The organism is Dechloromonas sp. ARDL1 (assembly GCF_051122455.1).
Taxonomy (GTDB): domain Bacteria; phylum Pseudomonadota; class Gammaproteobacteria; order Burkholderiales; family Rhodocyclaceae; genus Azonexus.
Map to the genome: position 1 here is coordinate 3,992,246 of NZ_CP168939.1, position 25,630 is coordinate 4,017,875.

Annotated in this window: 32 protein-coding genes; 17 read left to right on the top strand and 15 right to left on the bottom strand. The window is 62.6% G+C overall.

Going from position 1 to position 25,630, the window contains the following annotated elements; genetic code table 11:
* Positions 1-51 precede the first annotated feature (51 nt).
* The 5 genes from AB6Q56_RS19730 to AB6Q56_RS19750 all read right to left on the bottom strand — a co-directional run bounded on the left by AB6Q56_RS19730 (position 52) and on the right by AB6Q56_RS19750 (position 3,451).
* Positions 52-327 (bottom strand): hypothetical protein, encoded by a 276-nt coding sequence (locus AB6Q56_RS19730; RefSeq protein WP_434514724.1) that lies wholly within the window; start codon positions 325-327, stop codon positions 52-54.
* A gap of 313 nt (positions 328-640) precedes the next feature.
* Positions 641-979 (bottom strand): transcriptional regulator, encoded by a 339-nt coding sequence (locus AB6Q56_RS19735; protein WP_434514725.1) that lies wholly within the window; start codon positions 977-979, stop codon positions 641-643.
* Between the two features lie 13 nt (positions 980-992).
* Positions 993-1,403, bottom strand: a complete 411-nt coding sequence (locus tag AB6Q56_RS19740; protein WP_434514726.1) for a hypothetical protein — start codon at positions 1,401-1,403, stop codon at positions 993-995.
* A 26-nt stretch (positions 1,404-1,429) separates the two neighbouring features.
* A complete protein-coding gene (locus tag AB6Q56_RS19745) occupies positions 1,430-2,473 on the bottom strand; it encodes a hypothetical protein (RefSeq protein WP_434514727.1) in 1,044 nt (347 codons plus the stop codon).
* Positions 2,474-2,806: 333 nt separating this feature from the next.
* Positions 2,807-3,451 (bottom strand): hypothetical protein, encoded by a 645-nt coding sequence (locus tag AB6Q56_RS19750; RefSeq protein ID WP_434514728.1) that lies wholly within the window; start codon positions 3,449-3,451, stop codon positions 2,807-2,809.
* 438 nt (positions 3,452-3,889) lie between these two features.
* On the opposite strand from AB6Q56_RS19750, the gene AB6Q56_RS19755 reads away from it, so the two are divergent.
* Positions 3,890-5,482 carry an FAD-binding oxidoreductase gene (locus AB6Q56_RS19755; protein WP_434514729.1) on the top strand — a complete coding sequence of 531 codons (1,593 nt, stop codon included), beginning with the start codon at positions 3,890-3,892 and terminating at the stop codon, positions 5,480-5,482.
* Between the two features lie 266 nt (positions 5,483-5,748).
* On the opposite strand, the gene AB6Q56_RS19760 is transcribed toward AB6Q56_RS19755, so the two are convergent.
* Entirely contained in the window at positions 5,749-6,315 is a 567-nt protein-coding gene (locus AB6Q56_RS19760) for a Tll0287-like domain-containing protein (protein ID WP_434514730.1), read from the bottom strand.
* A gap of 333 nt (positions 6,316-6,648) precedes the next feature.
* Between AB6Q56_RS19760 and AB6Q56_RS19765 the strand changes: the two genes are divergently transcribed.
* Both AB6Q56_RS19765 and AB6Q56_RS19770 read left to right on the top strand, forming a co-directional pair.
* Positions 6,649-6,966, top strand: a complete 318-nt coding sequence (locus AB6Q56_RS19765) for a chorismate mutase (protein WP_434514731.1) — start codon at positions 6,649-6,651, stop codon at positions 6,964-6,966.
* 14 nt (positions 6,967-6,980) lie between these two features.
* Positions 6,981-7,865 carry a DMT family transporter gene (locus AB6Q56_RS19770; RefSeq protein WP_434514732.1) on the top strand — a complete coding sequence of 295 codons (885 nt, stop codon included), beginning with the start codon at positions 6,981-6,983 and terminating at the stop codon, positions 7,863-7,865.
* A 40-nt stretch (positions 7,866-7,905) separates the two neighbouring features.
* Here AB6Q56_RS19770 and AB6Q56_RS19775 read toward each other — a convergent pair whose 3' ends face one another.
* The 9 genes from AB6Q56_RS19775 to AB6Q56_RS19815 all read right to left on the bottom strand — a co-directional run bounded on the left by AB6Q56_RS19775 (position 7,906) and on the right by AB6Q56_RS19815 (position 15,156).
* The gene (locus AB6Q56_RS19775; RefSeq protein WP_434514733.1) at positions 7,906-8,820 is read right to left on the bottom strand and encodes a branched-chain amino acid transaminase; all 915 of its coding nucleotides are present in this window, start codon (positions 8,818-8,820) and stop codon (positions 7,906-7,908) included.
* A 323-nt stretch (positions 8,821-9,143) separates the two neighbouring features.
* Positions 9,144-10,004: a LysR substrate-binding domain-containing protein gene (locus tag AB6Q56_RS19780; protein WP_434514734.1), complete on the bottom strand. Its 861-nt coding sequence runs from the start codon at positions 10,002-10,004 to the stop codon at positions 9,144-9,146.
* 53 nt (positions 10,005-10,057) lie between these two features.
* Positions 10,058-10,750, bottom strand: coding sequence for a VOC family protein (locus tag AB6Q56_RS19785; RefSeq protein ID WP_434514735.1), 693 nt, complete (start codon positions 10,748-10,750; stop codon positions 10,058-10,060).
* Between the two features lie 63 nt (positions 10,751-10,813).
* On the bottom strand, positions 10,814-11,026 hold the full coding sequence (locus AB6Q56_RS19790) for a tautomerase family protein (RefSeq protein WP_434514736.1): 213 nt from the start codon (positions 11,024-11,026) through the stop codon (positions 10,814-10,816).
* Between the two features lie 167 nt (positions 11,027-11,193).
* Complete coding sequence (locus AB6Q56_RS19795) at positions 11,194-11,415, bottom strand: hypothetical protein (RefSeq protein WP_434514737.1); 222 nt, start codon at positions 11,413-11,415, stop codon at positions 11,194-11,196.
* Between the two features lie 104 nt (positions 11,416-11,519).
* Entirely contained in the window at positions 11,520-11,963 is a 444-nt protein-coding gene (locus AB6Q56_RS19800; protein ID WP_434514738.1) for an SRPBCC family protein, read from the bottom strand.
* Positions 11,964-12,098: 135 nt separating this feature from the next.
* A complete protein-coding gene (locus AB6Q56_RS19805) occupies positions 12,099-12,812 on the bottom strand; it encodes a hypothetical protein (RefSeq protein ID WP_434514739.1) in 714 nt (237 codons plus the stop codon).
* An 80-nt stretch (positions 12,813-12,892) separates the two neighbouring features.
* Positions 12,893-13,474 (bottom strand): GIY-YIG nuclease family protein, encoded by a 582-nt coding sequence (locus AB6Q56_RS19810; RefSeq protein WP_434514740.1) that lies wholly within the window; start codon positions 13,472-13,474, stop codon positions 12,893-12,895.
* A 56-nt stretch (positions 13,475-13,530) separates the two neighbouring features.
* Positions 13,531-15,156 (bottom strand): helicase HerA-like domain-containing protein, encoded by a 1,626-nt coding sequence (locus AB6Q56_RS19815; protein WP_434514741.1) that lies wholly within the window; start codon positions 15,154-15,156, stop codon positions 13,531-13,533.
* Between the two features lie 146 nt (positions 15,157-15,302).
* Between AB6Q56_RS19815 and AB6Q56_RS19820 the strand changes: the two genes are divergently transcribed.
* The 14 genes from AB6Q56_RS19820 (at position 15,303) to pal (ending at position 25,630) form a co-directional block, all read left to right on the top strand.
* Positions 15,303-16,028, top strand: coding sequence for a YebC/PmpR family DNA-binding transcriptional regulator (locus AB6Q56_RS19820; RefSeq protein WP_434514742.1), 726 nt, complete (start codon positions 15,303-15,305; stop codon positions 16,026-16,028).
* 78 nt (positions 16,029-16,106) lie between these two features.
* A complete protein-coding gene (locus tag AB6Q56_RS19825) occupies positions 16,107-16,583 on the top strand; it encodes a hypothetical protein (RefSeq protein ID WP_434514743.1) in 477 nt (158 codons plus the stop codon).
* A gap of 16 nt (positions 16,584-16,599) precedes the next feature.
* Positions 16,600-17,097 carry a 3'-5' exonuclease gene (locus tag AB6Q56_RS19830; protein WP_434514744.1) on the top strand — a complete coding sequence of 166 codons (498 nt, stop codon included), beginning with the start codon at positions 16,600-16,602 and terminating at the stop codon, positions 17,095-17,097.
* A 5-nt stretch (positions 17,098-17,102) separates the two neighbouring features.
* Entirely contained in the window at positions 17,103-17,954 is an 852-nt protein-coding gene (locus AB6Q56_RS19835; RefSeq protein ID WP_434514745.1) for a DMT family transporter, read from the top strand.
* Positions 17,951-18,484, top strand: a complete 534-nt coding sequence (ruvC, locus tag AB6Q56_RS19840) for a crossover junction endodeoxyribonuclease RuvC (protein ID WP_434514746.1) — start codon at positions 17,951-17,953, stop codon at positions 18,482-18,484. The genes AB6Q56_RS19835 and ruvC overlap by 4 nt, the downstream gene beginning before the upstream one ends.
* A 33-nt stretch (positions 18,485-18,517) precedes the next feature.
* A complete protein-coding gene (ruvA, locus tag AB6Q56_RS19845) occupies positions 18,518-19,096 on the top strand; it encodes a Holliday junction branch migration protein RuvA (protein ID WP_434514747.1) in 579 nt (192 codons plus the stop codon).
* Entirely contained in the window at positions 19,096-20,151 is a 1,056-nt protein-coding gene (locus AB6Q56_RS19850) for an AI-2E family transporter (RefSeq protein ID WP_434514748.1), read from the top strand. Before ruvA ends, AB6Q56_RS19850 begins: the two co-directional genes overlap by 1 nt.
* Positions 20,148-21,206 (top strand): Holliday junction branch migration DNA helicase RuvB, encoded by a 1,059-nt coding sequence (gene ruvB, locus AB6Q56_RS19855; protein ID WP_434514749.1) that lies wholly within the window; start codon positions 20,148-20,150, stop codon positions 21,204-21,206. Before AB6Q56_RS19850 ends, ruvB begins: the two co-directional genes overlap by 4 nt.
* A gap of 128 nt (positions 21,207-21,334) precedes the next feature.
* Positions 21,335-21,757 (top strand): tol-pal system-associated acyl-CoA thioesterase, encoded by a 423-nt coding sequence (ybgC, locus tag AB6Q56_RS19860; RefSeq protein WP_434514750.1) that lies wholly within the window; start codon positions 21,335-21,337, stop codon positions 21,755-21,757.
* A complete protein-coding gene (tolQ, locus tag AB6Q56_RS19865; protein ID WP_434514751.1) occupies positions 21,754-22,431 on the top strand; it encodes a protein TolQ in 678 nt (225 codons plus the stop codon). Before ybgC ends, tolQ begins: the two co-directional genes overlap by 4 nt.
* A 109-nt stretch (positions 22,432-22,540) precedes the next feature.
* Positions 22,541-22,945 (top strand): ExbD/TolR family protein, encoded by a 405-nt coding sequence (locus AB6Q56_RS19870; protein ID WP_434514752.1) that lies wholly within the window; start codon positions 22,541-22,543, stop codon positions 22,943-22,945.
* A gap of 3 nt (positions 22,946-22,948) precedes the next feature.
* Positions 22,949-23,758, top strand: a complete 810-nt coding sequence (locus tag AB6Q56_RS19875; RefSeq protein ID WP_434514753.1) for an energy transducer TonB — start codon at positions 22,949-22,951, stop codon at positions 23,756-23,758.
* 30 nt (positions 23,759-23,788) lie between these two features.
* Positions 23,789-25,060: a Tol-Pal system beta propeller repeat protein TolB gene (tolB, locus tag AB6Q56_RS19880; protein WP_434514754.1), complete on the top strand. Its 1,272-nt coding sequence runs from the start codon at positions 23,789-23,791 to the stop codon at positions 25,058-25,060.
* A gap of 18 nt (positions 25,061-25,078) precedes the next feature.
* Positions 25,079-25,630, top strand: coding sequence for a peptidoglycan-associated lipoprotein Pal (gene pal / locus AB6Q56_RS19885; protein ID WP_434514755.1), 552 nt, complete (start codon positions 25,079-25,081; stop codon positions 25,628-25,630).

Sequence of the window (25,630 nt, forward strand, 5' to 3'; positions counted from 1 at the left end):
GCGTTGGGCCTAGGGAGGCAGACGGTTTCGCGCGGGGTGCCGGATGCCGACTCACGGGCAATTCGTCGGCGTGCTGATGGGCGCCTGGGGCAGGCCGCGCGCCACCACCTCCGGCATCGGCTGCAGGCAATGCTGTCGGCCATTGGAGGTCGTGACGCGAACCGAACCGTCAGCCAATTGTTCGACACGTTGCGTGCCGGTCCCCAAGGCACGCTCAAATGCATCAGTCCGACGCACGCGAGCAGATACTTCGGGGGGCGAAAACATGGGGTCGAGCATCCGCCTGCGGCTTTCGCTGTCGAGTTGTCGCCGAGCGGCGTCGAGCAAGCCGGCGGCATCCGGAAGGTAAGACGCCGTGCTTCCGGCCCCGGCTTGGTGAGTTTCTTCTGGCGTTGTTGCGGATGGCGCTCGGGCTGCGGATGGCGTAGTCCGCCGTGGCGGGGGGGACACGATCGGGGAGCTGCCAGCCCCTAACGGAGCGATTTTCGATACCGGATTCGTGGCCTTTCCCGGTTGCAAAGCGACGATCAGCGGCAATGCTGCGCGCGGAGCATGCGCTATCCGACGGTGCTCAGCCAGGCCGAAGAACAACAAATGGCATGACAGAGATAGCGCCAACCCGATGAGGAGTCGGCGTCGCTCAGTCGGCCGCAAGCCTGCGGCCGGGAAGTCCAGCGGGCAGTGCGTCGCTGCTGCCGGCCAGCGGCAGCAGGCGCTGTAGGGCGCGGACGTAGTCGTTGAGTGCGGCCAAGCCTCGTGGTGTGAGTACGAAGAACGACTGCGGCCGGCCGTTTCCGGACTCCTTGCGCACCGCAACGTAATCGGCAGCCAGCAGTTTTTTCAGGTGGGCATCCAGGTTGCCATCCGATACGCCGAGTTGGCGCTTGAGGTCGGAAAAGGTCTGTTCGCCGGCACCCGCCAGGAAAGCTACCAGTTGCGTGCGGAGTGGCTGATGGAGCAGGGGATCGAGTTCTTCCATGGGGAATCAGTCGCTATTTCAGGTTGAATTCGGCACCGATCTCACCGGCGCTGACGGCATCCAGTTTTTGATCCTTGTGGCCCGGCAGCGTCATCCATACACGCCCACCGACAACCTGGTTGCCGGGTTGCCAGGATTTTCCGTCGAGGCTGGCCAGCTCCCGATAGACGTATACATCGCGCTTGATACGCACTGTCATTATTGCCCGGTCGGTTTTTTCCAGCAGCGAGCCTTCGAAGCGGGCGATGACCGGCAGGTCGGTGCCCGCTGGGTAGCGCAGCACAAACTCGTCGGCGGGTGGGTTCTGGCCATAGTCAACGACCGGCAGACGGGCAATGTCGGCCGCCGAAGGTGCGGATAGGTTGGCACAGGCGCCGAGCGCGAGGGTAACGACCACAAGCAAGGTGGGGCGGCAGGTTTTCATGAGCGACTCCAGGAGCGAAAGAGAATTCAGCGGGCGCCAATCTGCACGATCAGGCTACCGGTCACGAGTGGCCCCTGGGCGGGCGTCAGCGTTGCTTTCAGCCAGGGAATGGAAATCCAGCGTACGCGGCGCGATTGCTGCCAGTCGCCGCCGGCCAGGCGCACGTCACCGGTCAGTTCGCCATCGCGGACGAGCAGTTCGATGTCTTGCGCGGTGTTCAGCGTCATCCCGGATTTGCCGACGTTGCCAACGAACAGGTCGCCACCCAGTTCCAGCTCGATCGGAACGGCGGTACCGGCCGGAATGGCGACAATGCGGCTACCTTCCCGGGCCTGCGGGTCAGCCCGAAATTCGGCAAGCGGCACTGCCCGGGTGTCGGGAATCCCCTCGCGGTGGGCAGTCGTTTCGATGAGCAGCGGGCCGATCAGCACGGCCGAAAGCCAGAGCAACATCTGGCCGAGTCGGAACAAGGCAGGACGATGCCGACCATGGTCCAGCATCAGGCCCAGCAGCGGCAGACCGATGCCGAAGACGGCGGCGGCTATCCAGCGCATGGTTTCGTAAGGGAATTGAGCGACCAGCCCGCCTATCCCGATCAGCATGGCAAGCAGGCCCGCCCACTCCAGCAGTTCCTCGGAAAACAAGCCGTGCACATACAGGCCGATACCCAGGCAGACCAGCCAGACGGCGCACACCATGTAAGCTCCGCCGTAGAAAAACATGGCGAAGGTGGCCAGCGTGGCCAAGCCCATCATCAACCACCAGATCTTGATTACCTGGCGATGAATGAAAGACCAGGCCTCGTCGCGCGCCGCCTTGGTCTGCCGCGTCCAGTACCAGTCGAGCGTACCGACCGTGGCCAGCACGGTTGCCATCAGCATGAGCCAGGCGAGCGCACGCTGGGTTAGATCGGGCAATTGTTCCGGCGTCAGGATGAATTCCGACAGTGCCCACAGCAGGCCGGCTGGAATGCCCCATAGGGGCAGGCTGTGCCGCTCGATGCGCAGGTTGCGATGGCCGGCGGCGAGCATGGATTGAATGGCGGCGAGTTGCTGGGCTGGAACGGTCATGAGCTTGCGGATTGGTAACTCTATATTGCAGAGCTTATAACTCTGAATTGCAGAGTGTCAACCGTTCGTTTTGCACATGGCATGTGACCGTCGGTCGGTACGCGGCCATATTGCCGGATTCAGGCCGCCGGCCACCCCGGCTCCTGATTGCTTGTTGCAGCAGGTGCTTGACCGTCAGCGCATCGCGAATCAGTCGCTTGGCGTATCCGGCGGCCAGGTTGTGCGGTCAGGTGGTGGTCGGCCGGTTTTTAACAGCGCTATCGAGTGCGTCGGCCGGGCTATTGTCCGCTCTGGCCATTCTGAGCACTTCTCAAAGTGTTTTGCACATGGTGGTCAGCGGGATTTGTCGCTCAACATCAGCCCGAGAATACCGGTCAGGAGCGCGATGACGATGGCACCGACCAGTCCTATTGCACCCATGGAGCCGGCCGCGAGTATGTCGTTTAACAGGCTTTCGATTTGTTTGTCCTGCAGATAGACGAGCACAACGATCAACACCGGAAAGAAAGGCAGCAAAAAGCCGATTACCTTGACGCCCCATTTGGGCTGCATCAGCAAGAAACCGCTGACCAGCGTGAGCAAGGCTGTGACTACCGCGAACGTAGCTCTTTCCAGTTGTGTGGAAAAAGCAATTTCCTTGGTCATGTCGACAAAGAATACGGCCAAGGCGGTCAGTGCTGGCAGGCTCCACTCATATGGTTGCTTTTTTCCCGACTCGACAACCTTGCCGACCACAAATACGCACAGGCTGGCCCCGCCAGCCGCGACGCCGATACTGGTGGCGGCCGGCATCCAACTGGCTACGGCGCCAGCTGTGGCAAATCCTGTTGTGGCGACGGCGATCATCAGGCCGACCCCGGTCAGGATGGCGGTGGCGATATGGGCGAGCGCCCAGCCGCAGGCGACGATCCCGGCGACGACAAGGATCGCCAGCACGATTCGTTCGGCGGGGCTGGCGGCGTGGTGGAAGAAATTCATCGAGGGGTATCTGCCTTTTGTTGCGGAAAATGGATCGGAAAGCGGTCGGAGAGAAAATAGGCGCGCGGAAGGATACTTATCCGGCAAGGATATGTCCATGGCGTGCTGGATGTGTTTGACGACGTACCCTGTTGCGTTCCTCAAGCCGTCTCGGCGTGCAGGATTGCCAGCCAGCCGGCGAGCGTATTCCGGGTGATATTCAGGGCGAGTCCTGGCTGAGTCCCTGGGGCATACCTTGTGCCCCCGGGGCGGGGGAGCAATCAGCAAGTTTGCCGGTCATCCTTTCCCGATTCTCCCGATTGCGAAGCACGAAATTCGCGCCAAGCGCGGGTATCGAGCGATGTCTCGGTTCTTCGATACCGGGGCATGGCATGAAGAAATGACATATGGAAATAATTCGGTTTCCATGGCGGCTCCCATTCACAACAGGAGTCTGCAATGCTCAAAACATTTTACGACACGCTACGCAATGTTCCCGGCCTGCTGGTTATCGATGAACCGGGTGCGCTCGAACCGTATCGCCCGGATACCGGTGCGGCGACACGCTATCCGGCCGGGGCGCTGGTGGTTACCGACGTGGCCGCGGTACCGCGCATTCTGGTGGCGGCCAATGCCCATCGCGTGCCGTTGTGGCCGATCAGCGGCGGCCGCAATTTCGGCTACGGTACCGCCCAGCCTGTGCATGCCGGCAGCGTGCTGGTCGATCTGTCGCTGCTCAAGCAGATCGAGATCGACAGTGAAGCGGCCGTGGCACGCATCCAGCCGGGGGTCACCCAGCACGATCTCGAACAGGCCATTCGTCGCGCCGGTGCCCGCCTGCTGGTGCCGACCACCGGGGTCGGGCCGAACGGCAACATCCTCGGCAACGCGCTCGACGGCGGCTACGGCCTGACGCCGGTGGTCGACCACTTCGAGGCGATCTCCGAGCTGCGCGGTTTCTGGGGTAGCGGCCTGCCTTTCCGCCACGTCTATCAGGCGCTCGATTGCAAGGATCTGGCCGAGCGCTGGCGGATGGGAACCGGTCCTTATTGGGCGGGCTTGTTGCGCCAGGGCAGCTTCGGTATCGCTACGCAGGCGACAGTGCAACTGGCGCGCATGCCCGAGGATTGCCGCATCCTGGTCTTCGAATGGGCTTCCGACGCGCGCTTCGAGGCCAGCCAGGCGGCGCTGAGCGGCATCGTCGAGGAAATCCCCGGCATCGGCGGCATCATCATGATGAACGACAGCCGCATCCTGGCGACCCAGCCGGACGCACCGCTCGCCACGACACGACGCGGCGCCGAACGGGCCGAATACCTGGCAGGCGAAGCGCTTCGCCGCAAAATATCGAGCTGGACGGCGCTGGGTACGCTCTACGGCTCGAAAGCCTCGGTGCGCGGTGCGGTGCGCGATATTCGCCGGCGTGTGGACGGATGCCGCATCTGGAGTTTCAGCACCGGGCAGGTACGTCTGCTGCAGCGGCTTTTCCGGCTGTTGCCCGGTAGCTTCTTTCCCAGCCTGCGGCGCCATCTCGGTTCGCTGGTCAATGCGCTGGGAACCGTCGAGGGCGTGCCGATCACCGCCTTCCTGAAAATCGCCTACGCCCTCGAATCGTCCAGCCGCCTGCTCGATACCTCGGCCCATCCGGCACGCGACGGGCAGGGTATCCTCTGGTACGCGCCGCTGCTACCGTTTACACCGCAGTCGGTACGGCGCTACCGGGAGATCATGGGCGAAGTGCTGGCCCGCCACGGCTTCGACCCACTGCTGGCGGTCACTTCCCGCTCGTCCCGCGTACTGTCGGCGACCATCCCGCTGCTCTTTGATCGGAGGCTGCCGGACGAGGTGCGGCGGGCCAAGGCCTGCTATCGCGATCTGGTGCAGTCCGGCCTGCGTCAGGGCTGGCCTCCGTATCGTCTGGGAGTCGACTACATGGATCTGATCGGCCATGAGGAGGGTTCGGAGCAGGCAGAACTGCACCGGCACCTGAAAACCGCCCTCGATCCGAACGGCATCATCGCGCCGGGGCGCTATTCAGCGTGCCAGGTTTAGTGCGACAAGGGCGTCGGCATGTTTGTCTGGTCGGCTGGCACGCTGTCTAGCAGATAGGGGGGGCCAGCTGAGCAGTCGCGGCGTGAGCGGCAAGATGATCAATATCGGCCAGGTAATCGAGGAGGCGATAGCTGATGAGGATGCATCTGCTCATGAGCACTCTCCGCTCGCACGCGGCGACATGCTCAGGGTTGCTTTGAACCCGGGCATGTCGCTGCATCATGACCTTGGCGCGCCAGCGCGGTGCCGGTGCGTGGGGCTGGATGCTACAGCGGGCGCTTGACCGTCAGCGCACCGCGAATCTGTCCCTTGGCATAGCCGGTGGCCTGATCGTGCGGGTAGGTGGTCGTCAGCACGTTTTTCAGTCCGCTATCGAGCGTCTCGGCCGGGCCGTGGCATTTGAGGCAGACATCGCCGACCGGCAGCGCCTTCATGTAACGGAATACCGGTTTGCCATCGACGGTTGTGATCTCGCTTTTTTCCAGGCTGTCGATCTTCTCGCCCAGGGCTGCGCGAATGTTGAAATCGGCCAACTGGCGGGCTTCCCAGAGATCGGGGGTGGCGCGCTCGGCATTGCGTGTCTTGAGACTGACGCGGCGGATGTCCCAGCCGGTTTCCTGGTGTTTTTCCTTGATCAGTTCGGGCGCCTGTTCCTTGCAGACGGGAATGGCACCGGCCACGCCCTTGTCCGCTACGGCTTCCTGCATGGCGTTGACTACCTTGGGGACGACTGGCAGAACGATCTTCTTCGTCTCGGCGGTCAGCGCGACGATATCCTGGGCGAAGCTGGGCAATGCGGAAATCAGCAGTGCGACGGAAAGGAGGGATTTCATGGCGTGCTCCGATAAATTAGATAACTCTAATATTAAACTCTTTCCTCGGCGGCGGGCTGTTTTTCCCCTCGGGATATCCTGCCCCCAACCGGCACCGAGTGCGGCTTGACGCACTGCACAATATGCCGCCAAAATAAAGCCATGACTCGACTACCCGTCACCTTCTCCCTGCATCAACTGCCCTGCCGCGCCCTGCGCGCGTGGCGCGTTGTCGTTTGCCCGGGGCCTGTGGTGTATTAGTCGTCGATTCATCCCGATTTCATTCCAAGGCCGCGGCATCGAAACCCGCGGCCTTTTTGTTTTCCGTCGTTCCATTCATCACAAGGAGTCGCCATGATCCCCGTTACCCCCTGCACCTCGCTGGCCGAGGTTCGTCGCCACATCGATCGCGTGGATAGCCAGCTGGTCGCGCTGATTGCCGAGCGTGGTGCCTATGTGCGCCAGGCCGCCGCTTTCAAGCAGACGGCCGATGAGATTCCGGCGCCGCAGCGCGTTGCCCAAGTACTGGCCAAGGTGAATGCCCTGGCGCTGGAAAGCGGTGCCGACCCCGATGTGGTCGAGGCCACCTGGCGGGCCATGATCGCCGCCTTCATCGAGCGCGAGCACCAACATCACGCAGCCTTGCATCCCCCGTCACCCCCCGCGAACTAAACCTGGAGAATCGCATGTCCGTTCCGCTCGCCTATCTCGGCATCATCGTCATCTGGTCCACCACCCCGCTGGCCATCCAGTGGAGCACGCAAGGCATCGGTTTTGCGCTGGCCGTGCTGGCCCGCATGGCGATTGGTGTCGTCGTCGCCAGCTTGGTCATTGCGCTGTGGCGTATTCGCATTCCGCTGCATGCGCGGGCGCGTCGTGCTTATCTGGTCGGCGGCCTGGCCTTGTTCGGGGCGATGGCGCTGACCTATTGGGGCGCCCGTTACGTGCATTCCGGCCTGATTTCGGTTCTCTTCGGTTTGTCGCCGCTCGCTGCCGCCATTCTCGGCGCGCTATTCGTCGGCGAGCGCTCGCTGACGCCGATGAAATTGCTTGGCATGTTGCTCGGCGCAGCCGGGTTGGCGACCATCTTCATCCATGGCGACAGCCTTGGCCACGCCTCGGCGCTGATGGGTTTGGCGGCCATCCTGTCGGCCGTGGCAATTTATTCGGGTGGGATGGTTTGGCTGAAGGAGATCGGCGACGACAGCCCGCCGCTGGCAACAACGCTAGGGACGCTGACGGTTTCGCTGCCGCTGTTCGGGATGGTGTGGTGGTTCGGCGACGGCCAGTTGCCAGCCGTCGTGCCGCCGCGTGCCGGGGCGGCCATCGCCTATCTCGGCGTTTTCGGTTCGGTAATCGGCTTCGCCATGTACTACTACGTGATCAAGCATCTCGAGACCGCGAAAGTGGCGCTGATCACGTTGATCACCCCGGTCATCGCCCTCTTCCTGGGGCACTGGTTCAACGGCGAGACGATCGGGCTGCGCCTGTGGGCCGGTACGGCGCTCATCCTGCTTGGCTTGAGCGCGCACCAGTGGGAGATGCTGCGCGGCTTCCGGCGTCGTGCCTGAAACCCTTGCCCGGGGTCCGTGTTGGTGGCCCCGGCAGGCATCAGATGGGCGTTAGCCAAGCGGTGTGGCTGGCATCCTCGCCCCTGACGCAGGCGAAGTAACGCTGTTGCAGCAGGCGAGTCACTGGCCCCGGCTGGCCGGTCCCGATGCGCCGGCGATCCACCTCGATCACCGGCGTGATTTCGGCGGCCGTGCCGGTCAGGAAGACCTCGTCGGCGCAAACCACCTCGTCACGCGTGATGCGCTTGGCGCGCACGGTCAGCCCGGCCTCGCGGGCCAGCGTTTCCACCGTACGTCGGGTAATGCCGTCGAGCGCCGAGGTGGTTTCCGGTTGCAACACTTCGCCATCGCGCACGATGAACACGTTCTCGCTCGATCCTTCGGCCACATAGCCTTCCGTGTCGAGCAACAGCGCCTCATCGTAGCCGTCGCGCCGCGCTTCGCGCACGGCCAGGATGGAATTCGCGTAGGTGGAAATCGCCTTGGCCCGGCACATCTGGACGTTCGGGTGATGACGGGCATACGACGAGACGCGGACGCGGATGCCGTCCTTGATGGCATTGCCGCCCAGGTAGGCGCCCCAAGGCCAGGCGGCCACCATGACGTGAGTGTCGGCGCCGGCCGGATCGACGCCGAGCTTTTCGGCACCGAGGAAAACCAGCGGGCGGATGTAGCCGCTGCGCAGCTCGTTGCGGCGAATCGCTTCGCAGCAGAGGCTGCTCAGGGTGGCACGGTCGACCGGCAGGTCGATGGCGAGGATATGGGCCGAATCCACCAGCCGGCGCACATGCTCGTCAAGCCTGAAGATGGCTGGGCCGTTGGCCGTTTCGTAGGCGCGGATGCCCTCGAAGCAACCGTAGCCGTAATGCAGGGTATGGGTCAGTGCGTGCACCTTTGCTTCGCGCCAGGGCAGCCATTGGCCGTCGAGCCAGATATAACCGTCGCGGTCTTGCATGATCGTTCTCCAGAAATCCGTGAAATGGCCGCGGGGGCGGCCCTGGAGCGCACCGGGGTGAGGTGGCGTTTTCCGTGGCGGCCGGTGCCGGGTAGGCGAGGCGCGGACGGAAGTCGGCGGTGAATGAAGCATGCCGGGGCATTCAGGCGTGCTCAAACGAATTGATTTGGGTTTGGATGAATTCAATTCATGCGTATTCCGGTGCCAGCGCTTGCTACCGCGAAACCAGGTAGGCACGCTATGAACCTGTCGTCGATCAGCCGCCCATCCCTGAGCGGGTAGTCACCCTGCCGCTGCAAACGGCAACTGCCCCGGTTCTGTCTTCAGCGTGTCGAGCGCTGCAGCCAGCGAATGAAGGCGACGACCGCCGGCTTGTCCTGCGCGGCCGGTGGCGCGACAACATAGAAGCTGCGGTCAGGGCAATCCTCGGCGAAGGGCCTGACCAATTGCCCGGCATCCAGATAAGGCTGGGCCAGCGTTGCCGCCATCAGCGCCACGCCGTGCCCGGCAACAGCGCCTTCGAGCATGAGCAGGGCATCCTCGTAGATCGGGCCGGTGGCCGGTTCGGGGCGATCCAGCCCGGCGACCGCGAACCAGCGCTGCCAGGAGAGCAGGGGATGACGCAACAGGTGTACGCAATCAAGGTCGACGGGTGACTTGAGCCCGCTGGACAGGGCTGGCGAACACACCGGAAACACCCGTTCCTCGAACAGCTTCCAGGCGAGAAGTCCCGGCCATTCCTCCTCGCCGTAGCGCAGGCCGATGTCCGCCTCGCCATTGAGCAAGGGGCCGAGGCCGGTGGCGGTGGCCAGGCTGAATTCGAGGTCGGGATGCGCTTCCTGGTACTGGGCAATACGGGAGACCAGCCATTTGCTGCCCAAGGCCGGCGCCACCGAAATGCGCAGGCGTTCCCGACGCGGCGCGCGCAGCACGGCGCTGGCTTCGTCGAGGCGAACCAGGGCATCGCGCACCACCGCCAGGTAACGCCGCCCAGTGGCCGTCAACACGATGGCCCGATGCCGCCGCTCGAACAGGTCCTGTCCGAGGTGCGCCTCCAACTGGCGAATGCGATGGCTGATCGCCGATGGCGTCAGGTGCAGGGTTGTGGCCGCCGCCTGAAAGCTGCCCAGGCGGGCCGCAGCTTCAAAAGCAGGCAAGGCGTGGAGTGGGGGCAGGTCGTGCATGGCTGCGCGTTGAGTCGGCGATCAGCTGTGCACGGCGAGCGCGCCGTCGAGATTCATGATGGTCTGGGTATGGGTGGGCATGGGGCGTTGTCGGTTGCATCCGGAGACGATAGCAGGCGGATGCCTTGCGGTGTGGCGATGTGGGCGACGAGCCGTGCGACAGGGGCTGGGCGGATCGATACCGGAGCATCGACTCCCAGTGCCCGGAGCAGGTGTTCGAGGCGTTCGGGGTGCGGTGAAAACAGCTCCAGCTTCATGAGATGCAGGTTGTGGTCGATGAGCTTGGCGGCGGGGTGCGCGGCGGACGACCATTCGATCAGCGCAGGGGCAAGGCCGGCCAGCGGTAACGAACCGTCTTCGGGGATGGTGATCAACCAGTCGAGCGTACCGCGACGCATCGGTTCGATACGGCCCAGGTGCTCTGATGAAGCCGTCAAGGCACGCCGAATGTCCGTGGTGCGGACGACCCAGGTCGACAGCGTCGGCAGCGCGTGCGGACTCAGCGTATCGAGTGCGAACCAACGGGGGCGATCGGGGCCGACGGCTGACGGGTTGATCGCGATCACTTCGAGAAACATCGATTCGCCGAGGCGCAAAAGGTGATTGTGCGTTCCCATGCGCGGGTGCTCTCCGCCCTCTTGTGGCGCGACCCCCAGCACCTCGCGCACGAATGCGCTACCTGCTTCCAGGGTGGGGGCGGTGACCGTGATGTGATCGAGGAGGGGTGGGAAGGTCGTGATCTTCATCCGAACTATTTTGACAGGCCGCCTGTGTCGTGGGGTGGCGGAGCACAGGCGGGCCGGGGCTTGTCAGGCGTTTGGGTCGCTTGCCTGCCTTTTCCAGTCGTCGGTCAGCAGACCGGCAAATCCCCAGTCTTCTTCGTTTATTTCCTGGATGACGATATGTGTATGCTCGGGCTTCTTGCCAAGAATACGGGCCAGGGAGCCGGTGACCTCCCGGACCAGTTCCGCTTTTTGTTCACGGCTTGCGCCCTTGGTGATTTGAATATTGACGTAGGGCATGGTGTCTGCATCGCTCACGGTTTGTCGGGAGGAATATGCTGCATGGGTCCGCGTGCTCGGGTTTCGGGAAAGACTGCGCTCTCGGCCAAATGGGACGGGGCAACATGGGCAAGGAAAACTTTCGCAAGAATGATTGAGGCGCCGCCAATGGGCGATGCTCCACGCAGCTACTGCTTTTGCGCCGCACGTTCCTTTTCGTAGTCGGAATAGCTGGTCTTGTTGAGTTGTTCCAGACACTTCTGGCTTTCGTCGGGCGGCTGCTTGCGACAGTGATGCTCGAAAGACTGATTGTAGCCCTTGTACCACGCTTCGGTCGTGCAGCCCTGGAGCGCCAGCAGCAGGCCTGCCAGCGGAATGGTGGCAAAGCGGATGCGTTGGGAATTTGTCATCTTGTAAACTTTCGGAGGAATGGATGCGGAATGATAGGCGCATTTCTATCCCGGGGTGGCGATTGCCTTCCCCGGCGATATGGCAATCATGGGAGTCGATAGCGCTACTGCGGGATTTCCGGTTCGACCAGTGCCGCCAGCTGCGCCAGCGATTCCTGCCAGCCGAGATAGCACATCTCGACTGGGATTGCGTCGGGAATGCCTTCCTGCACGATGTTCAACTCGGTGCCGCACAGCACCGGCGTCAGCATCACGGTCACATTCAGGACGCCCGGCAAGCTGGGGTCGTCGAAGCGGTCGGTGTAGCGCAGCAAGCTGTAGGGAACGAGTTCGAGGTATTCACCGCCGAAGCTGTGTTCCTGCTGGGTCGAAAAGCTGGTGAAGGACATGCGGAAGCTGCCGCCGACCCGTGCATCGAGATGATGGACGGTGCACGTGAAGCCATGCGGCGGCAGCCACTTGGCCATCGCCTCGGCTGTCGTGAAGGCTCGGTACAAGCGTTCGGCAGGCGCTTTCAAGACACGGTGAAGACGAACGGTTCCTGGCATGGCGTCGCACTCCTCTCGGGGAATGGTTTTTCGACACCGGTTTCAGCAATGGGTTCTCGATCAGCGGCGAACAAATCCCGCTGCGGAATCAGCCAGGTATGCCCGTTCGCCCGGCGGCGAAATCAAGGCATCATGCTAGGCGGCCAGCGGCTTGCCGTCGGCAGTGACTGTCAGGCGGTTTTGCCCGTCGAAATGCAGCGCTATGGTAGAGGGCGTGGTCTGGCCGTCGAGCAAGGCTCGGTACTTGGCAATCACCGCCTGAATTTCGGACGGGCTGCGGGCGGCACGGTATTCGGTATCGAACTTCAATGCCTTGTTCATCTCTGTCATCTGCGACGACAGGGCGCTCACGGTGCTCAGTTGGCGGGCGAGCACCGGATCGTCGGCTAGGGCTTCGCGAAACTGTGTCGCATAGGCGTAATTGCCGGGAAATTGAATCTGGCCGTAGGCATCGTAGGTAATGCTCGCTGGCGCTTCGGGAATACCGTGTTTTGCCAGAAAGCCCGGCATCTTGGCCGATACCTGTTGGCTCAAGGCGTTGATATTGTTCTGCGTCGGCATCAACAGCGGTATCGACATCAGCGAGCGCGACGGATCGGGTGTGAAATAGGCGTCGATATCGAGTGCCTGGCTGCCTTGCGAGGTGTCGTAGGTTGCCCCGTTCTTGCCCCCGGAGGTGTTTGCCTCGGCCGCCAGCCGTGCCAGCCCGGCCTCGGAGATTTTTACGGCGGCAGAATTTTCCACCCCAGCGGCTGATGTTGCCGCCGGTTGACTGGGTGAAATCAGGCTCTTGGCGACCGATCCAACCAGCGAAAGCGCCGCCGATGCGGCCAGAGAGGCAATTGCCATGGTGCAACCCCGAAAAAATCATGGTGACGGGGGCTACTATGCAAGGGGTATGCCGGGTTGATTATTCTTGAGAATTGCTGCTATTCGACGCGCGCGATGTGCTTCCTGGAGGATTCGTCTCGAGCAAGCTTACCTTCACGCATCAAAATCCCGATGACGCTGTACGAAAGATAATCCTTCGAGCCACCGCCATAGTCGCTACGAAGTCCCAGAAGGCTTGCTGCGTCAGAATTTGAAATCCCTTTCGGATTTGCTTTTGCTAATTCAAGTACTGATTCCTTGAGCAGAGCAAGGCCAAGCTGGGCTTTTTCTTTGGTTCCTGATGGCAGAACAACTGATTTGCGGGCTTTCTTGCCAAGTCCGGACGGTAGGACCGAGTTGGTAAGCAAGCCACCCGTGTCGATCGTTCCAAATGAGGCAATCAACTCAGCTTCCAACTTCATGGCCTGTTGTTCAGTCAGTGAGTCGACGAGGCGAGAAACGAGCACATTGGCACCGGAAGCCTGAATCTCCTGAATGCGAAGTCCTTTGCGGGTGCTATCGGGTTTGGTCAGGTGGTCGAAGGAGCGCGTACCTGTACCTTTGCCAATGTAGAAAGGCAATGCTGGAGAACTGCGAGGGTCTTTAAGTGCGTAGACGTAGAAGGAGGAGTCAACGGACACTGAAAATTCCTCGAGAAACGAAAAGTCGGTGTGGCATGGTGGCGACGGAGGTCTTGTTAGCGCCGCCCACCCAAAATCGACCCCAGCACCCCGCGCAGAATCTGCTTGCCGATTTCGCGACCAACTGTTCCGGCGACGCCGCGTGCGGCGCTCTTGGCGGCGCTTTCGAGCACGCCTTCGCGCTTGCCGCCGCGCGGACCGGTGCTGCCCATCAGGATGTCGCCGAGGCCGCCGAGGATGCCGCCGCCGGGTTCAGCCTGGGCTTCGGGGGCGGGTTGGCGTTGTGGGGCCTGTTCGTAGCGCGGCTGCGGTTGCGACTGGCCGGCGTGGTTGCCCCAGTCGTTGGCGTTCATGCCGCCACCCTTGGGGGCGGGAATGGCGCCCGGTGCCGTGGGTGCTTGGGCGGTCGGTTTGCCCTTGAGGACTTCGTAGGCTGATTCGCGGTCCACGCCCTGGCCGTAGGCGGCAAGCATCGGCGAGGCGGCGATCATGGCCTTGCGCTCATCGGCGGTCAGCGGGCCGAGGCGCGAGGCGGGCGGGAAGATGATGCTGCGTTCGACGACGTTGGGGCGGCCTTTCTCGTCGAGGAAGGAAACCAGCGCTTCGCCGACGCCGAGTTCGGTGATGACGGTGGCGGCGTCGAACTTGGGGTTGGCGCGCATGGTTTGCGCAGCGGCCTGCACGGCCTTCTGGTCGCGCGGCGTGAAGGCACGCAGGGCGTGCTGGACGCGGTTGCCGAGCTGGCCGAGGATTTTTTCCGGGACGTCGAGCGGGTTCTGCGTGACGAAATAGACGCCGACGCCCTTGGAGCGGATCAGGCGGACGACCTGCTCGACCTTGTCGGTCAGGGCTTGCGGGGCATCGCTGAAGAGCAGGTGGGCTTCGTCGAAGAAGAAGACGAGCTTGGGCTTGTCGAGGTCGCCGGCTTCCGGCAACTGCTCGAACAGTTCGGAGAGCAGCCAGAGCAGGAAGGTGGAGTAGAGCGCCGGGGCCTGCACCAGCTTTTCGGCGGCGAGGATGTTGATGACGCCGCGCCCGTTGCTGTCGACCTGCATCAGGTCGTTGATGTTGAGCATCGGTTCGCCGAAGAAGCTGTCGCCGCCTTGCTGTTCGAGGGTGAGCAGACCGCGCTGGATGGCGCCGATGGAGGCGGAGGCGATGTTGCCGTATTCGGTGGTGTAGCTCTTGGCGTTGTCGCCGACGTTCTGGACCATGGCGCGCAGGTCCTTGAGGTCGAGCAGGAGCAGGCCCTGGTCGTCGGCGATCTTGAAGACCAGTTGCAGCACGCCGGCCTGGGTGTCGTTGAGGTTGAGCAGGCGGGCGAGCAGCAGCGGGCCCATGTCGGAAATCGTGGCGCGTACCGGCACGCCGTTTTCGCCGAAGACATCCCAGAAGGCGACGGAATTGGCGTAGGGCTGGAAGCCTTCGAGGCCGAGCTCAGCGACGCGCTTCAACAGCTTTTCGGAGGGATTGCCGGGGGCGCCCATGCCCGAGAGATCACCCTTCACATCGGCCATGAAGACCGGCACGCCAGCGTAGGAAAGGCGCTCGGCGATGGATTGCAGGGTGACCGTCTTGCCGGTTCCTGTCGCGCCGGTGATCAGGCCATGACGATTGGCCATTTGCGGCAGCAGGGCAGGATAACCGTCTTCGGACTTGGCGAGATACAGGGGATCGGACATGGCGGCGGGTTCCTCGGGAAAATTATCCAAACATTCTAGCAACGCCGGGCTGCGGCTTTGTGAAATAGCGTAAGCCGCCGACCTGACGAGAAAGCTTGCGGCGGGTAAAATCTCGCCTTCTTTGTTTATTGCAGTGGGACATCATCATGGCTGGTCATTCCAAATGGGCCAATATTCAGCACCGTAAAGGTCGCCAGGACGAGAAGCGCGGCGCCGCCTTCTCCAAGATCGCCAAGGAAATCACCGTGGCTGCCAAGATGGGCGGCGGCGACATCAGCTTCAATCCGCGCCTGCGCGTGGCCGTGGACAAGGGCAAGGCCGTCAATATGCCCAAGGACAAGATCGATACCGCGATCAAGAAGGGCACCGGCGAACTCGAAGGCGTCGATTACGTCGAGGTTCGTTACGAAGGCTACGGTATCGGCGGCGCGGCGATCATGGTCGACTGCCTGACCGACAACAAGACCCGCACCGTCGCCGAAGTGCGCCATGCCTTCTCCAAGCACGGCGGCAACATGGGTACCGACGGCTGCGTGGCTTTCCAGTTCAAGCACTGCGGCCAGATGCTGTTTGCCCCGGGCACCGACGAAGGCGCGCTGATGGATGCCGCCATCGAAGCCGGTGCCGAGGACGTGGCGACCAATGACGACGGTTCGATCGAGGTGATCACCGCGCCGACCGAGTTCATTGCCGTCAAGGATGCACTGGAAGCCGCTGGCTTTACGCCGGAATTCAGCGAAGTGACGATGAAGCCGGAGGGCGAGAACGTGTTCACCGGCGACGACGCCGTGAAGATGCAGAAGCTGCTCGACGCCCTGGAAGGCCTCGACGACGTGCAGGAAATCTATACGACGGCGGTTATCGAAGAATAAGCCGATTGCCGGTAATTCGCCGTTGTTGGGTGACGATGCCGGCTTTTTGATTGCATATCGCGTTATAAAGGATCGTTTGTGAAATTCCGCCGGATTCTCCCCGCCCTGTTTTTGCTTGTTCTGTCCTTGTCCGCCGGTGCGGCACAGTTCAGCTGTCCGGACCTGGCTGCGGCAAAGCAGGTCAATGCCTGCCCGAGCGAGGAGGAGTTGAAGCACACCTACAGCGGCTTCTGTAGCGACGACAAGAAGGCGTATGCCGGCGAAACGGACAACTGCATGCGCTACGACGACTACCGGGCGATGAAGAACACCGCCCTGTGGGAGTCGGCGGATGGTGCCTTCGACGGCTATGTTTCCTGCGACCTGCCGCCGGGCAAGCTCAAGGCGCTGTCGGCGACCGGCATGAAGGTCGCGAAACAGGGGTCGATCACCAAGGTCGTGTGCAATTATCCGAACGGGGTCAGTTTTACCCATCGGACCAAGGTCGCCTGCAAGGTTGAAGATGACAAGGCCTGCGCGGCCAATTCGGCTGCCTGCCGGGCGCGTTGCGACTGAGGCGCGCGGCGGCTGAATGATCCAGCCGGCCATCATCGATATCGAGGCCTCCGGGTTCGGGAAGGGCAGTTATCCGATCGAGGTCGGGCTGTATCTGCCGGACGGCCGGGCCTATTGCACACTGATCGCGCCGGAGCCGGCGTGGAGCCATTGGGACGAATCGGCCGAGAAGGTTCACGGTATCCGGCGCGAGCTGCTGTTTGACAAGGGGCGTCGGGTGCGCGATGTCTGCCACGAGCTCAATGAAAAACTGCGCGGCCAATACGTTTACTGCGATGCCTGGGCGTACGACTATGTCTGGCTCAGCAAACTGTTCGATGCGGCGGAGCAGGTGCCGCTCTTCCAGCTGAAGGATATCCGTGACCTGCTCGGCGAGTGTGAGCAGAAGCTGTGGCATGCCACGCGCGCTGCGGTGGAGCTGCGCTTGCAGCTGCGTCGCCATCGTGCCAGCAGCGACGCGCGCATGCTTTTCGAAACCCTGCTCGAGGCCCGCAAGCACTGCACGCCGGACTGAACCTGATGCAACGACTCTACCCCTTGCTGTTCGTCTTTCTGTGGAGTACCGGCTTCATCGGCGCGAAGTACGGCCTGCCCTATGCCGAACCCCTGTCTTTCCTGCTTACCCGCTACGGCCTGGTTATCGCCCTGATGCTGGTCATCGCTCTGGCGACGCGTGCGCCATGGCCGGCCCGGCGCAGCGATTGGCTGCATATCGGCATCTCTGGCAGCCTGGTGCATGCGGTGTATCTCGGCGGCGTGTTCGTGGCGATCAAGCATGGCCTGTCGGCGGGCATAACCGCGCTGGTCGTCGGCATGCAGCCGCTGCTGACGGGACTCGGTTCCGGCTGGCTGCTCGGCGAAAAGGTGACGGCGCGCCAATGGGGCGGACTGGCCCTGGGCTTTGTCGGTGTCGGCATGGTTGTGTCGGGCAAGCTGGGCGATGGGGCGCTGGGGCCGATGCTGATTCCGGCAGTCGTCGCGTTGCTCGGCATCACCGCCGGTACGCTGTACCAGAAGCGCTTCTGTCCGAAATTCGACCTGCGCAGCGGCTCGGTGATCCAGTTTGTGCCGACGGCCATTGTTACGGCCATCGCCGTCGCCCTGTTCGAGGATTACCGTATCGACTGGAGCGGCCATTTCCTGTTCGCGCTGGGCTGGCTGGTGCTGGTGCTGTCGCTCGGGGCGATCAGCCTGCTCAACCTGCTGATCCGTAGTGGCAGCGCGGTCAATGTTGCCAGCCTGTTCTACCTGACGCCGCCGACCACGGCGTTGATCGCATTCGTCGTCTTCGGTGAAACGCTCACCCTGACGGCCATCATCGGCATGCTGGTGGCGGTTGGCGGGGTCTATCTGGTGGCGCGGGTAAAATGAGTGTGCCACGCATACTGGGCATCGATCCGGGGCTCCGGGTAACGGGCTTTGGTGTCATCGAGAAGCATGGCAACCAGCTGGTTTACGTGGCCAGCGGCTGCATCAAGTCGAACGACAAGCAGGCCCTGCCCGAGCGCATCGCCACGCTGTTTGCCGGGATCAGCGAGGTGATAGCCACCTACCGGCCCGATCAGGCGGCGGTGGAAAAGGTCTTCGTCAACGTCAATCCGCAATCGACGCTGCTGCTCGGCCAGGCGCGCGGTGCGGCGATCAGCGCGCTGGTGCACGGCGGGCTGCCGGTGGCCGAATACACGGCGTTGCAGGTCAAGCAGGCCGTGGTCGGCCACGGCAAGGCGGCCAAGGAGCAGGTGCAGGACATGGTGGTGCGGCTTTTGTCGCTGGCCGGGTCGCCGACCGCCGACGCCGCCGACGCGCTGGCCTGCGCCATTTGTCATGCCCACGGCGGGCAAGGTCTGGGTGCCTTGGCGACAGCCGGGTATCGCGTTCGTGGCGGCCGCCTGATAGGATGATGACTGTTTGAACATACAGTATCTGGAATCCCCATGATCGGAAGACTCACCGGCATCCTTGCCGAAAAAAATCCGCCGCAGATCGTGCTCGACGTGAACGGCGTCGGCTACGAGCTCGACGTGCCGATGAGCACTTTCTACAACCTGCCGGCAGCGGGTGAAAAGACGAAGTTGCTGACGCATTTCGCCGTGCGTGAGGACGGCCATTTCCTCTACGGTTTCCAGACCGAGGCCGAACGTTTCGCCTTCCGCCAACTGCTCAAGGTGTCCGGTATCGGCGCGCGGACTGCGTTGTCGGTGCTGTCGGGCCTATCGGTCAATGATCTCTCGGCCGCCGTGGCGCAGCAGGAACTGGGCCGCCTGATCAAGATTCCCGGCATCGGCAAGAAGACGGCAGAGCGCCTGCTCCTCGAACTGAAGGGCAAGCTGGCCGATGCCACTGGCGTGTCGCTGCATGCGCCGGTCGACGATACCAAGCAGGACATCGCCAATGCCCTGCTCGCCCTCGGCTACAACGAGAAGGAAGCGACCGCGGCGATGAAGCAATTGCCGGCCGACGTGACCACGTCCGACGGTATCCGCCAGGCGCTCAAATTGCTCTCCAAGGCCTGATGATCGAGGAACAAGACCCCAAGCGCATGGCGCAAATTGCGCTGGTGGTGCTGCTCATTGTCGGCTGCATCGCTGTGTTGCTGCCCTTCATCGGCGCGGTGCTGTTTGCCTTCGTGGTCTGGGTGTGTACCTGGCGTCTCTACGCCGACCGCCTGCTGCCCGCGATCGGCGGGCGCAACACCCTGGGTGCCTCGCTGATGACGCTGGCGCTGGTATTGGTCATGCTGCTGCCCACGCTGTTCCTGGCCGGTTCGCTGGCCAATGGCGCGGACAAGCTGATCGAGTTCATCAAGCCCCACGTCAATCAGGGCCTGCCGGCGAATTCACCGGACTGGTTGAGGGGCCTGCCTTTCATCGGCACCGAGATCGACGCGACCTGGCATCGCCTCGCCGTCGACCGCGAGGAGCTCAACGGCGCCATCCGGCAATTGATCGCGCCCGCCCGCCGGTTGGCGCTGGCGCTCGCCGGTATTGCCGCGAACGGCTTGTTACAGATGGCGCTCGTGCTCTTTGTGGTTTTTTTCCTGTATCGCGATGGGGCCGCGTTGAGCCACGCCTTGCTGGTCGGCTCACGCAAGCTGGGTGGCGACCTTGGCGAGAACATGCTCGAAAAGGCCCGTGGCACGGTCGTCGGGGTCATGCTCGGCATCGTCGGCACGGCGGCGGCGCAAGGCACCGTGGCGATGCTCGGCTTCCTGATCGCCGGCGTACCTGCCGCCGTTCTGCTCGGCTTCGCTACCTTCTTCCTGTCGATGATTCCGGTCGGGCCGCCGTTGATCTGGGGCGGCGCAGCGGCCTGGCTGTACAGCGAAGGGCAGACCGGCTGGGCCGTCTTCATGGTGCTCTACGGTCTGTTCGTGATCAGCAGCATCGACAATTTCGTCAAGCCGATCCTGATGGCGCGCGGCGCCGGGTTGTCCATCCTGCTCATTGCGCTGGGCGTGCTTGGCGGCGTGCTGGTCTTCGGCTTCATCGGCATCTTCCTCGGGCCGGTGTTGCTGGCACTGGGCGAGATGCTGCTTCGCCGCTGGATTCGCGAGGAACACGTCACATGATCGAAACCGACAAGCTGGTCGCCAGCGACCGCATCATTGCCCCGCAAAGCAAATCGGCTCAGGAGGAAGCGCTGGAGCGCGCCCTGCGCCCCAAGCGCTTGGCCGACTACACCGGTCAGGTGAAAATCCGTGAACAGTTGGAAATCTTTATCCAGGCGGCGAAAAAACGCAGCGAATCGCTCGACCACGTGCTGCTTTTCGGTCCTCCGGGGCTGGGCAAGACCACGCTGGCCCACATCGTCGCGGCCGAAATGGGCGTCAACCTGCGCCAGACCTCGGGTCCGGTGCTCGAACGTGCTGGCGACCTTGCCGCCATCCTGACCAACCTCGAACCGCACGACGTGCTATTCATCGATGAAATCCATCGCCTCAGCCCGGTGGTCGAGGAAATCCTCTATCCGGCGCTGGAGGATTTCCAGATCGACATCATGATCGGCGAAGGTCCGGCGGCCCGCTCGGTGAAGCTGGATCTGCCGCCTTTTACGCTGGTCGGCGCCACCACGCGCGCCGGTATGCTGACCAACCCGCTGCGCGACCGTTTCGGCATCGTCGCCCGCCTGGAGTTCTACACGGCGGATGAGCTGAAAAGCATCGTCAGTCGCTCGGCTTCGCTGCTGGGGGCGCCGATCGACGCAGAAGGAGCGCTGGAAATCGCCAGGCGCTCGCGCGGCACGCCGCGTATCGCCAACCGCCTGCTGCGTCGTGTGCGCGACTACGCCGAGGTCAAGGCTGATGGCAACATTTCCCGTGTTGTCGCCGACAAGGCATTGCACATGCTCGATGTCGATCCGGCCGGGCTCGACTTGATGGACAGGAAGCTGCTGTCGGCGGTGATCGACAAGTTCGGCGGCGGGCCGGTCGGCGTCGACAACCTGGCTGCGGCCATCGGCGAGGCGCGCGACACCATCGAAGACGTGCTGGAGCCGTACCTGATCCAGCAAGGCTATTTGCAGCGCACCCTGCGCGGCCGCATCGCCACACCGGCGATTTACCGCCATCTTGGGCTGGCCGAGCCGGCCAGCGCCGTCGTCCGCGATTTGCTGGCCGACGAATAGCTTGTGTCAGCCGAACGGCGCGGCGGGCGTTAAGCTTCAGGATGTCGTCAATTTTCAGCGAATGGTTGCAATCGTCGCAGAAACAGACCGTTACAAAACAATGTTGCGATGCAAGGTAAAATCCCGGGATGAAATTTGAGCCCAGCCCCAATGCCTTCACCATTCCGGTGCGCGTCTATTACGAAGACACCGATGCGGGCGGGGTCGTTTATTACGCTAATTACCTGAAGTTCTTCGAACGCTGTCGTACCGAGTGGATGCGTGTGGCCGGCTACGACCAGCGCCAGTTGGTGCTCGAATCGGGCATCGGCTTCGTCGCCCGTAAGGCCAATTGCGAGTACCTGCGGCCGGCGCATCTCGACGATCAACTGACGGTGGGCCTCGAAGTCGAAAAACTGACCCGCGTGCGGGTGGTCTTTCGCCAGCACGTTCGTCGCGGCGACGACGAACTGGTCACCGGTACCGTCGAGATCGCCTGTGTCGAGATGGCAAGCATGAAACCCGCACCGATTCCCGATTTTCTGTATTCCAAGCTGGAAGCGCTTAAATGAACGTCACCCAGGACCTCTCCATCCTCCACCTCATCCTGCAGGCCAGCGCGGTCGTGCAAATCGTCATGGCGCTGCTCGCCGGCGTTTCGCTGATGTCGTGGTACTACATCTTCATGAAGCTCTTTGCCGTCAAGCAGGCGCGCGAAAAGACCGAGACCTTCGAGCGCGATTTCTGGTCTGGCGGTGACCTCAACAACTTGTTCAACAGCGCAGTCAACGACCGCCACCACGCCGGTTCGATGGAGCGTATCTTCGAAGCCGGCTTCCGCGAATTCACCAAGCTGCGCGGCCAGAAGAACCTCGATCCCAAGGACATCGTCGACGGTTCCCGCCGCGCCATGCGCGCTACCTACCAGCGCGAGATGGATGGTCTGGAGTCGCACCTCGCTTTCCTCGCCTCGGTCGGTTCGGTGTCCCCCTACATCGGTCTGTTCGGCACCGTCTGGGGCATCATGCATGCCTTCCGTGGGCTCTCCAACGTCGGCCAGGCGACCCTCGCCTCGGTCGCCCCCGGCATTGCCGAGGCGCTGGTCGCTACCGCCATCGGCCTGTTCGCGGCGATTCCGGCCGTGCTCGCCTATAACCGCTTTTCGCACGATATCGACCGTCTCGCCGTGCGCTACGAAAGCTTCATGGAAGAGTTCTCCAACATCATCCAGCGGCAGATGCGGTAATAATGGCCACGCTTGCGATGACTTCGTTGGCTCTTTCGCCGTGCAATCCGCACTGTCTCATTCGCCGCCTCGTCCTCGCGGCGCGTGACCCATTTTTGCGGAGGGCTTGATGCGCCAACGCCGCCTGAAAAACGAAATCAACGTCGTGCCCTACATCGACGTCATGCTGGTGCTGCTCGTCATCTTCATGGTGGCGACGCCGATGATGACCACCGGTTCGGTCAATCTACCCGAATCGGGAACGGCGCCGGGCAAGCCGGACAAGTACCTCAAGGTCGAGGTCAAGCCGGACGGTCATTTGTCGGTTTTCGATACCAACGGCAAGGAAACCAAGGTCGCTAGCCTGCGTGAGTTGAAAAGCGTCCTTGGCCCGCTGAAGGGCGATGGCGAACAGGCGCCGGCCGTGCTCGTCGCCGGCGATGGCGATGCACCCTACAAGAACGTGATCGAGGTCCTGGACGAGGTGAAGAAATTGCGCTTCGACAAGGTTGGCCTGGAAACGCGCAGCAAGTAAGCGATGATCCTCGAGCGGCCCGACGAACCTGGAAAGAAATATGCGCTGGCACTGACCGTGCTGGTGCATCTGCTGCTGGTCGTAGTGCTGTTCTTCGGTGTCCAGTGGAAACGCAGCAAGCCGGAGGTATACGAGGTCGAGTTGTGGTCGCCGACGTCGCGGCCGGCCACGCAGGTTGCGCCGCCTCCGCCACCGCCCGAACCGGAAGTGAAGCCCCAACCGAAACCCGAGCCGAAGCCGGAGCCCAAGGTCGAACCCCCGCCGCCGAAAAAGCCGGACATCGTGGTCAAGGAAGAGAAAAAAAAGCCCGAGCCGCCCAAGCCGGAGCCCAAGAAGCCGGAGCCGCCGAAACCCGAACCGAAAAAGCCGGAGCCACCCAAACCGGAACCCAAGCCGCAACCGAAATTCGATTTCAGCAAGGAACTGGCCAGCGAGACCTCGCAGCTGAAATCCTCGGCCAAGGCACAGGCCTCTGCCCAGCAGATGGCCAATGCGGCTGCCGCCGAAGCCGAGCAGCGCGCGTCGTCGAACAAGCGCGGCAAGGCCGACTACGCCAACAAGATTCGCGGCAAGATTCGTGGCAATATCGTCCTGCCGCAGGCTATCCAGGGGAATCCGGAAGCCGTCTTCATGGTCGATCAGTTGCCGGGTGGCGAGGTTCTTGAGGTCCGCCTCAAGCGCTCAAGCGGTAATGGTGCGCTTGATGCCGCCATCGAGCGGGCGATCCGCAAATCCTCTCCGCTACCCAAGCCGGACGATCCCTCATTGTTCGAGCGGACGCTGGAAATCAAATACCGCCCGTTTGAAGAGTAAAATCGCGCGAAACTTTTGAAAATGAACGCAATGTCCCGAATTTCCCGCCGAGTTTTCCTTGCCTTCGCCCTGCTCGCCACGGGGCTGGCCCAGGCCCAGCTATCCATCGAGATCACCGGTGCAGGTGCCAACCGTATCCCGGTGGCCATTGTCGATTTCCCGGGCGATTTCGCCGCGTCCCGCGTCATCACCGCCACCGTGCGCAGCGACCTGGAGCGTAGCGGTTTGTTCAAGTTGGTCGACCACAACGGCCTCGCCTTCGACGAAAATGCACCGATCAACCATGCCGACTGGAAGGGCAAGGGCGCCGACGCACTGGCCGCCGGTAGCATCGCACGCAGTGCCGATGGCCGCATGGAAGCGCGTTTCCGCCTGTATGACTCGCAAAAAGGCGTGTCGCTGGGCGGCGCTGCCTACGTCACCAGCAACACCCAGTTACGCGCCGCTGGCCATCGCATCGCCGACTATATCTACGAAAAGCTGACCGGCGAAAAGGGCGTCTTCTCGACGCGCATCGCCTACGTCGTCAAATCGCGTGGCCAGTTCCTGCTGCAGATCGCCGATTCCGACGGTCAGAATGCAGCTACCGCGCTGACCTCGACCGAGCCGATCATTTCCCCGGTGTGGTCCCCGGACGGCGGCAAGCTGGCCTACGTGTCGTTCGAGAAGAAGAAACCGGTCATCTACGTGCATTCCCTATCTTCCGGCCAGCGCATCATCGTCGCCAACTTCAAGGGCTCCAATTCGGCGCCGGCCTGGTCGCCGGACGGCCGCAAGCTCGCCGTCGTACTGTCCAAGGACGGCAATTCTCAGATCTATACGGTCAATGCCGACGGTAGCGGCTTGCAGCGCATCACCCAGTCTTCAGGTATCGATACCGAGCCGCGCTACGCGGCCGATGGCGGCAGCATTTTCTTCACCTCGGACCGGGGCGGCAGCCCGCAAATCTATCAGGTGGGTACCAATGGCGGCGACTCCCGCCGCGTCACCTTCGAAGGCAGCTACAACGTGTCGCCGCGCCCGTCGCCGGATGGCAAGAGCCTTGCCTTCATTACGCGTCGCGAGGGCCGCTTCCAGCTTGCCGTCATGGATCTGGCCAGCCGCCAGGTCCAGGTGCTGAGCGATTCGAACAAGGATGAGTCCCCCAGTTTCGCTCCCAACAGCCGCATGATCCTGATCGCCACGGAAGTTGGCGGTCGCGGCGTACTATCGGCTGTGTCCAGCGATGGCAGGATCAAACAACGCCTCACGGTCGCGGCCGGCGATGTCCGCGAACCGGCCTGGGGTCCCTACTATCAATAATCCACACCGGAGAACACCGTGAAAAAACTGCTGATCCCTGCCTTGCTGTCGGCCCTGCTGGCTGCCTGTTCCACCACCCCGCTGCCGGAAGACGGCGCCGGCGCCCCTGTCGAGTCGCGTACCGGCGGCTCCTCCTCCACCGGCGTGACTCCGGTGACTGCCAGCGGCCTCGATGCCAGCGGCCTGCCGCGCGAACTGACCGATCCGAAGAGCAAGCTGTCGCAGCGCAGCATCTATTTCGATCTCGACAGCTACGAAGTCAAGGATGAGTACAAGGATCTGGTCGCCGCCCATGCCAAGTACCTGACCGCCAACAAGGGCTACAAGGTTCTGCTCCAGGGCAATACCGATGAGCGCGGCAGCCGCGAATACAACCTGTCGCTCGGCCAGAAGCGTGCCGAAGCGGTGAAGCGTTCGCTGACCCTGCTCGGCGTCAAGGATGACCAGATCGAATCTGTCAGCCTGGGCGAGGAAAAGCCGAAGAACCCGGGGCATGATGAAGCCGCCTGGGCAGAGAACCGTCGCGCCGACATCCTCTACAAGGCCCCGGACGGCCGCGGCGAGTTCTAA

What these genes read in the sequence shown, in the direction of transcription:
- AB6Q56_RS19765 (WP_434514731.1), top strand. Translation starts at nt 6,649, where the DNA reads ATGATCCCCGTTACCCCCTGCACCTCGCTGGCCGAGGTTCGTCGCCAC.
- AB6Q56_RS19760 (WP_434514730.1), bottom strand. Translation starts at nt 6,315, where the DNA reads ATGAAATCCCTCCTTTCCGTCGCACTGCTGATTTCCGCATTGCCCAGC.
- AB6Q56_RS19850 (WP_434514748.1), top strand. Translation starts at nt 19,096, where the DNA reads ATGATCGAGGAACAAGACCCCAAGCGCATGGCGCAAATTGCGCTGGTG.
- AB6Q56_RS19785 (WP_434514735.1), bottom strand. Translation starts at nt 10,750, where the DNA reads ATGAAGATCACGACCTTCCCACCCCTCCTCGATCACATCACGGTCACC.
- AB6Q56_RS19875 (WP_434514753.1), top strand. Translation starts at nt 22,949, where the DNA reads ATGATCCTCGAGCGGCCCGACGAACCTGGAAAGAAATATGCGCTGGCA.
- AB6Q56_RS19755 (WP_434514729.1), top strand. Translation starts at nt 3,890, where the DNA reads ATGCTCAAAACATTTTACGACACGCTACGCAATGTTCCCGGCCTGCTG.
- AB6Q56_RS19740 (WP_434514726.1), bottom strand. Translation starts at nt 1,403, where the DNA reads ATGAAAACCTGCCGCCCCACCTTGCTTGTGGTCGTTACCCTCGCGCTC.
- AB6Q56_RS19780 (WP_434514734.1), bottom strand. Translation starts at nt 10,004, where the DNA reads ATGCACGACCTGCCCCCACTCCACGCCTTGCCTGCTTTTGAAGCTGCG.
- AB6Q56_RS19790 (WP_434514736.1), bottom strand. Translation starts at nt 11,026, where the DNA reads ATGCCCTACGTCAATATTCAAATCACCAAGGGCGCAAGCCGTGAACAA.
- ruvC (WP_434514746.1), top strand. Translation starts at nt 17,951, where the DNA reads ATGAGTGTGCCACGCATACTGGGCATCGATCCGGGGCTCCGGGTAACG.
- AB6Q56_RS19870 (WP_434514752.1), top strand. Translation starts at nt 22,541, where the DNA reads ATGCGCCAACGCCGCCTGAAAAACGAAATCAACGTCGTGCCCTACATC.
- ruvB (WP_434514749.1), top strand. Translation starts at nt 20,148, where the DNA reads ATGATCGAAACCGACAAGCTGGTCGCCAGCGACCGCATCATTGCCCCG.
- AB6Q56_RS19745 (WP_434514727.1), bottom strand. Translation starts at nt 2,473, where the DNA reads ATGACCGTTCCAGCCCAGCAACTCGCCGCCATTCAATCCATGCTCGCC.
- tolB (WP_434514754.1), top strand. Translation starts at nt 23,789, where the DNA reads ATGTCCCGAATTTCCCGCCGAGTTTTCCTTGCCTTCGCCCTGCTCGCC.
- ruvA (WP_434514747.1), top strand. Translation starts at nt 18,518, where the DNA reads ATGATCGGAAGACTCACCGGCATCCTTGCCGAAAAAAATCCGCCGCAG.
- AB6Q56_RS19735 (WP_434514725.1), bottom strand. Translation starts at nt 979, where the DNA reads ATGGAAGAACTCGATCCCCTGCTCCATCAGCCACTCCGCACGCAACTG.
- ybgC (WP_434514750.1), top strand. Translation starts at nt 21,335, where the DNA reads ATGAAATTTGAGCCCAGCCCCAATGCCTTCACCATTCCGGTGCGCGTC.
- AB6Q56_RS19795 (WP_434514737.1), bottom strand. Translation starts at nt 11,415, where the DNA reads ATGACAAATTCCCAACGCATCCGCTTTGCCACCATTCCGCTGGCAGGC.
- AB6Q56_RS19775 (WP_434514733.1), bottom strand. Translation starts at nt 8,820, where the DNA reads ATGCAAGACCGCGACGGTTATATCTGGCTCGACGGCCAATGGCTGCCC.
- AB6Q56_RS19830 (WP_434514744.1), top strand. Translation starts at nt 16,600, where the DNA reads ATGATCCAGCCGGCCATCATCGATATCGAGGCCTCCGGGTTCGGGAAG.
- AB6Q56_RS19815 (WP_434514741.1), bottom strand. Translation starts at nt 15,156, where the DNA reads ATGTCCGATCCCCTGTATCTCGCCAAGTCCGAAGACGGTTATCCTGCC.
- AB6Q56_RS19800 (WP_434514738.1), bottom strand. Translation starts at nt 11,963, where the DNA reads ATGCCAGGAACCGTTCGTCTTCACCGTGTCTTGAAAGCGCCTGCCGAA.
- AB6Q56_RS19770 (WP_434514732.1), top strand. Translation starts at nt 6,981, where the DNA reads ATGTCCGTTCCGCTCGCCTATCTCGGCATCATCGTCATCTGGTCCACC.
- AB6Q56_RS19750 (WP_434514728.1), bottom strand. Translation starts at nt 3,451, where the DNA reads ATGAATTTCTTCCACCACGCCGCCAGCCCCGCCGAACGAATCGTGCTG.
- AB6Q56_RS19820 (WP_434514742.1), top strand. Translation starts at nt 15,303, where the DNA reads ATGGCTGGTCATTCCAAATGGGCCAATATTCAGCACCGTAAAGGTCGC.
- AB6Q56_RS19835 (WP_434514745.1), top strand. Translation starts at nt 17,103, where the DNA reads ATGCAACGACTCTACCCCTTGCTGTTCGTCTTTCTGTGGAGTACCGGC.
- tolQ (WP_434514751.1), top strand. Translation starts at nt 21,754, where the DNA reads ATGAACGTCACCCAGGACCTCTCCATCCTCCACCTCATCCTGCAGGCC.
- AB6Q56_RS19805 (WP_434514739.1), bottom strand. Translation starts at nt 12,812, where the DNA reads ATGGCAATTGCCTCTCTGGCCGCATCGGCGGCGCTTTCGCTGGTTGGA.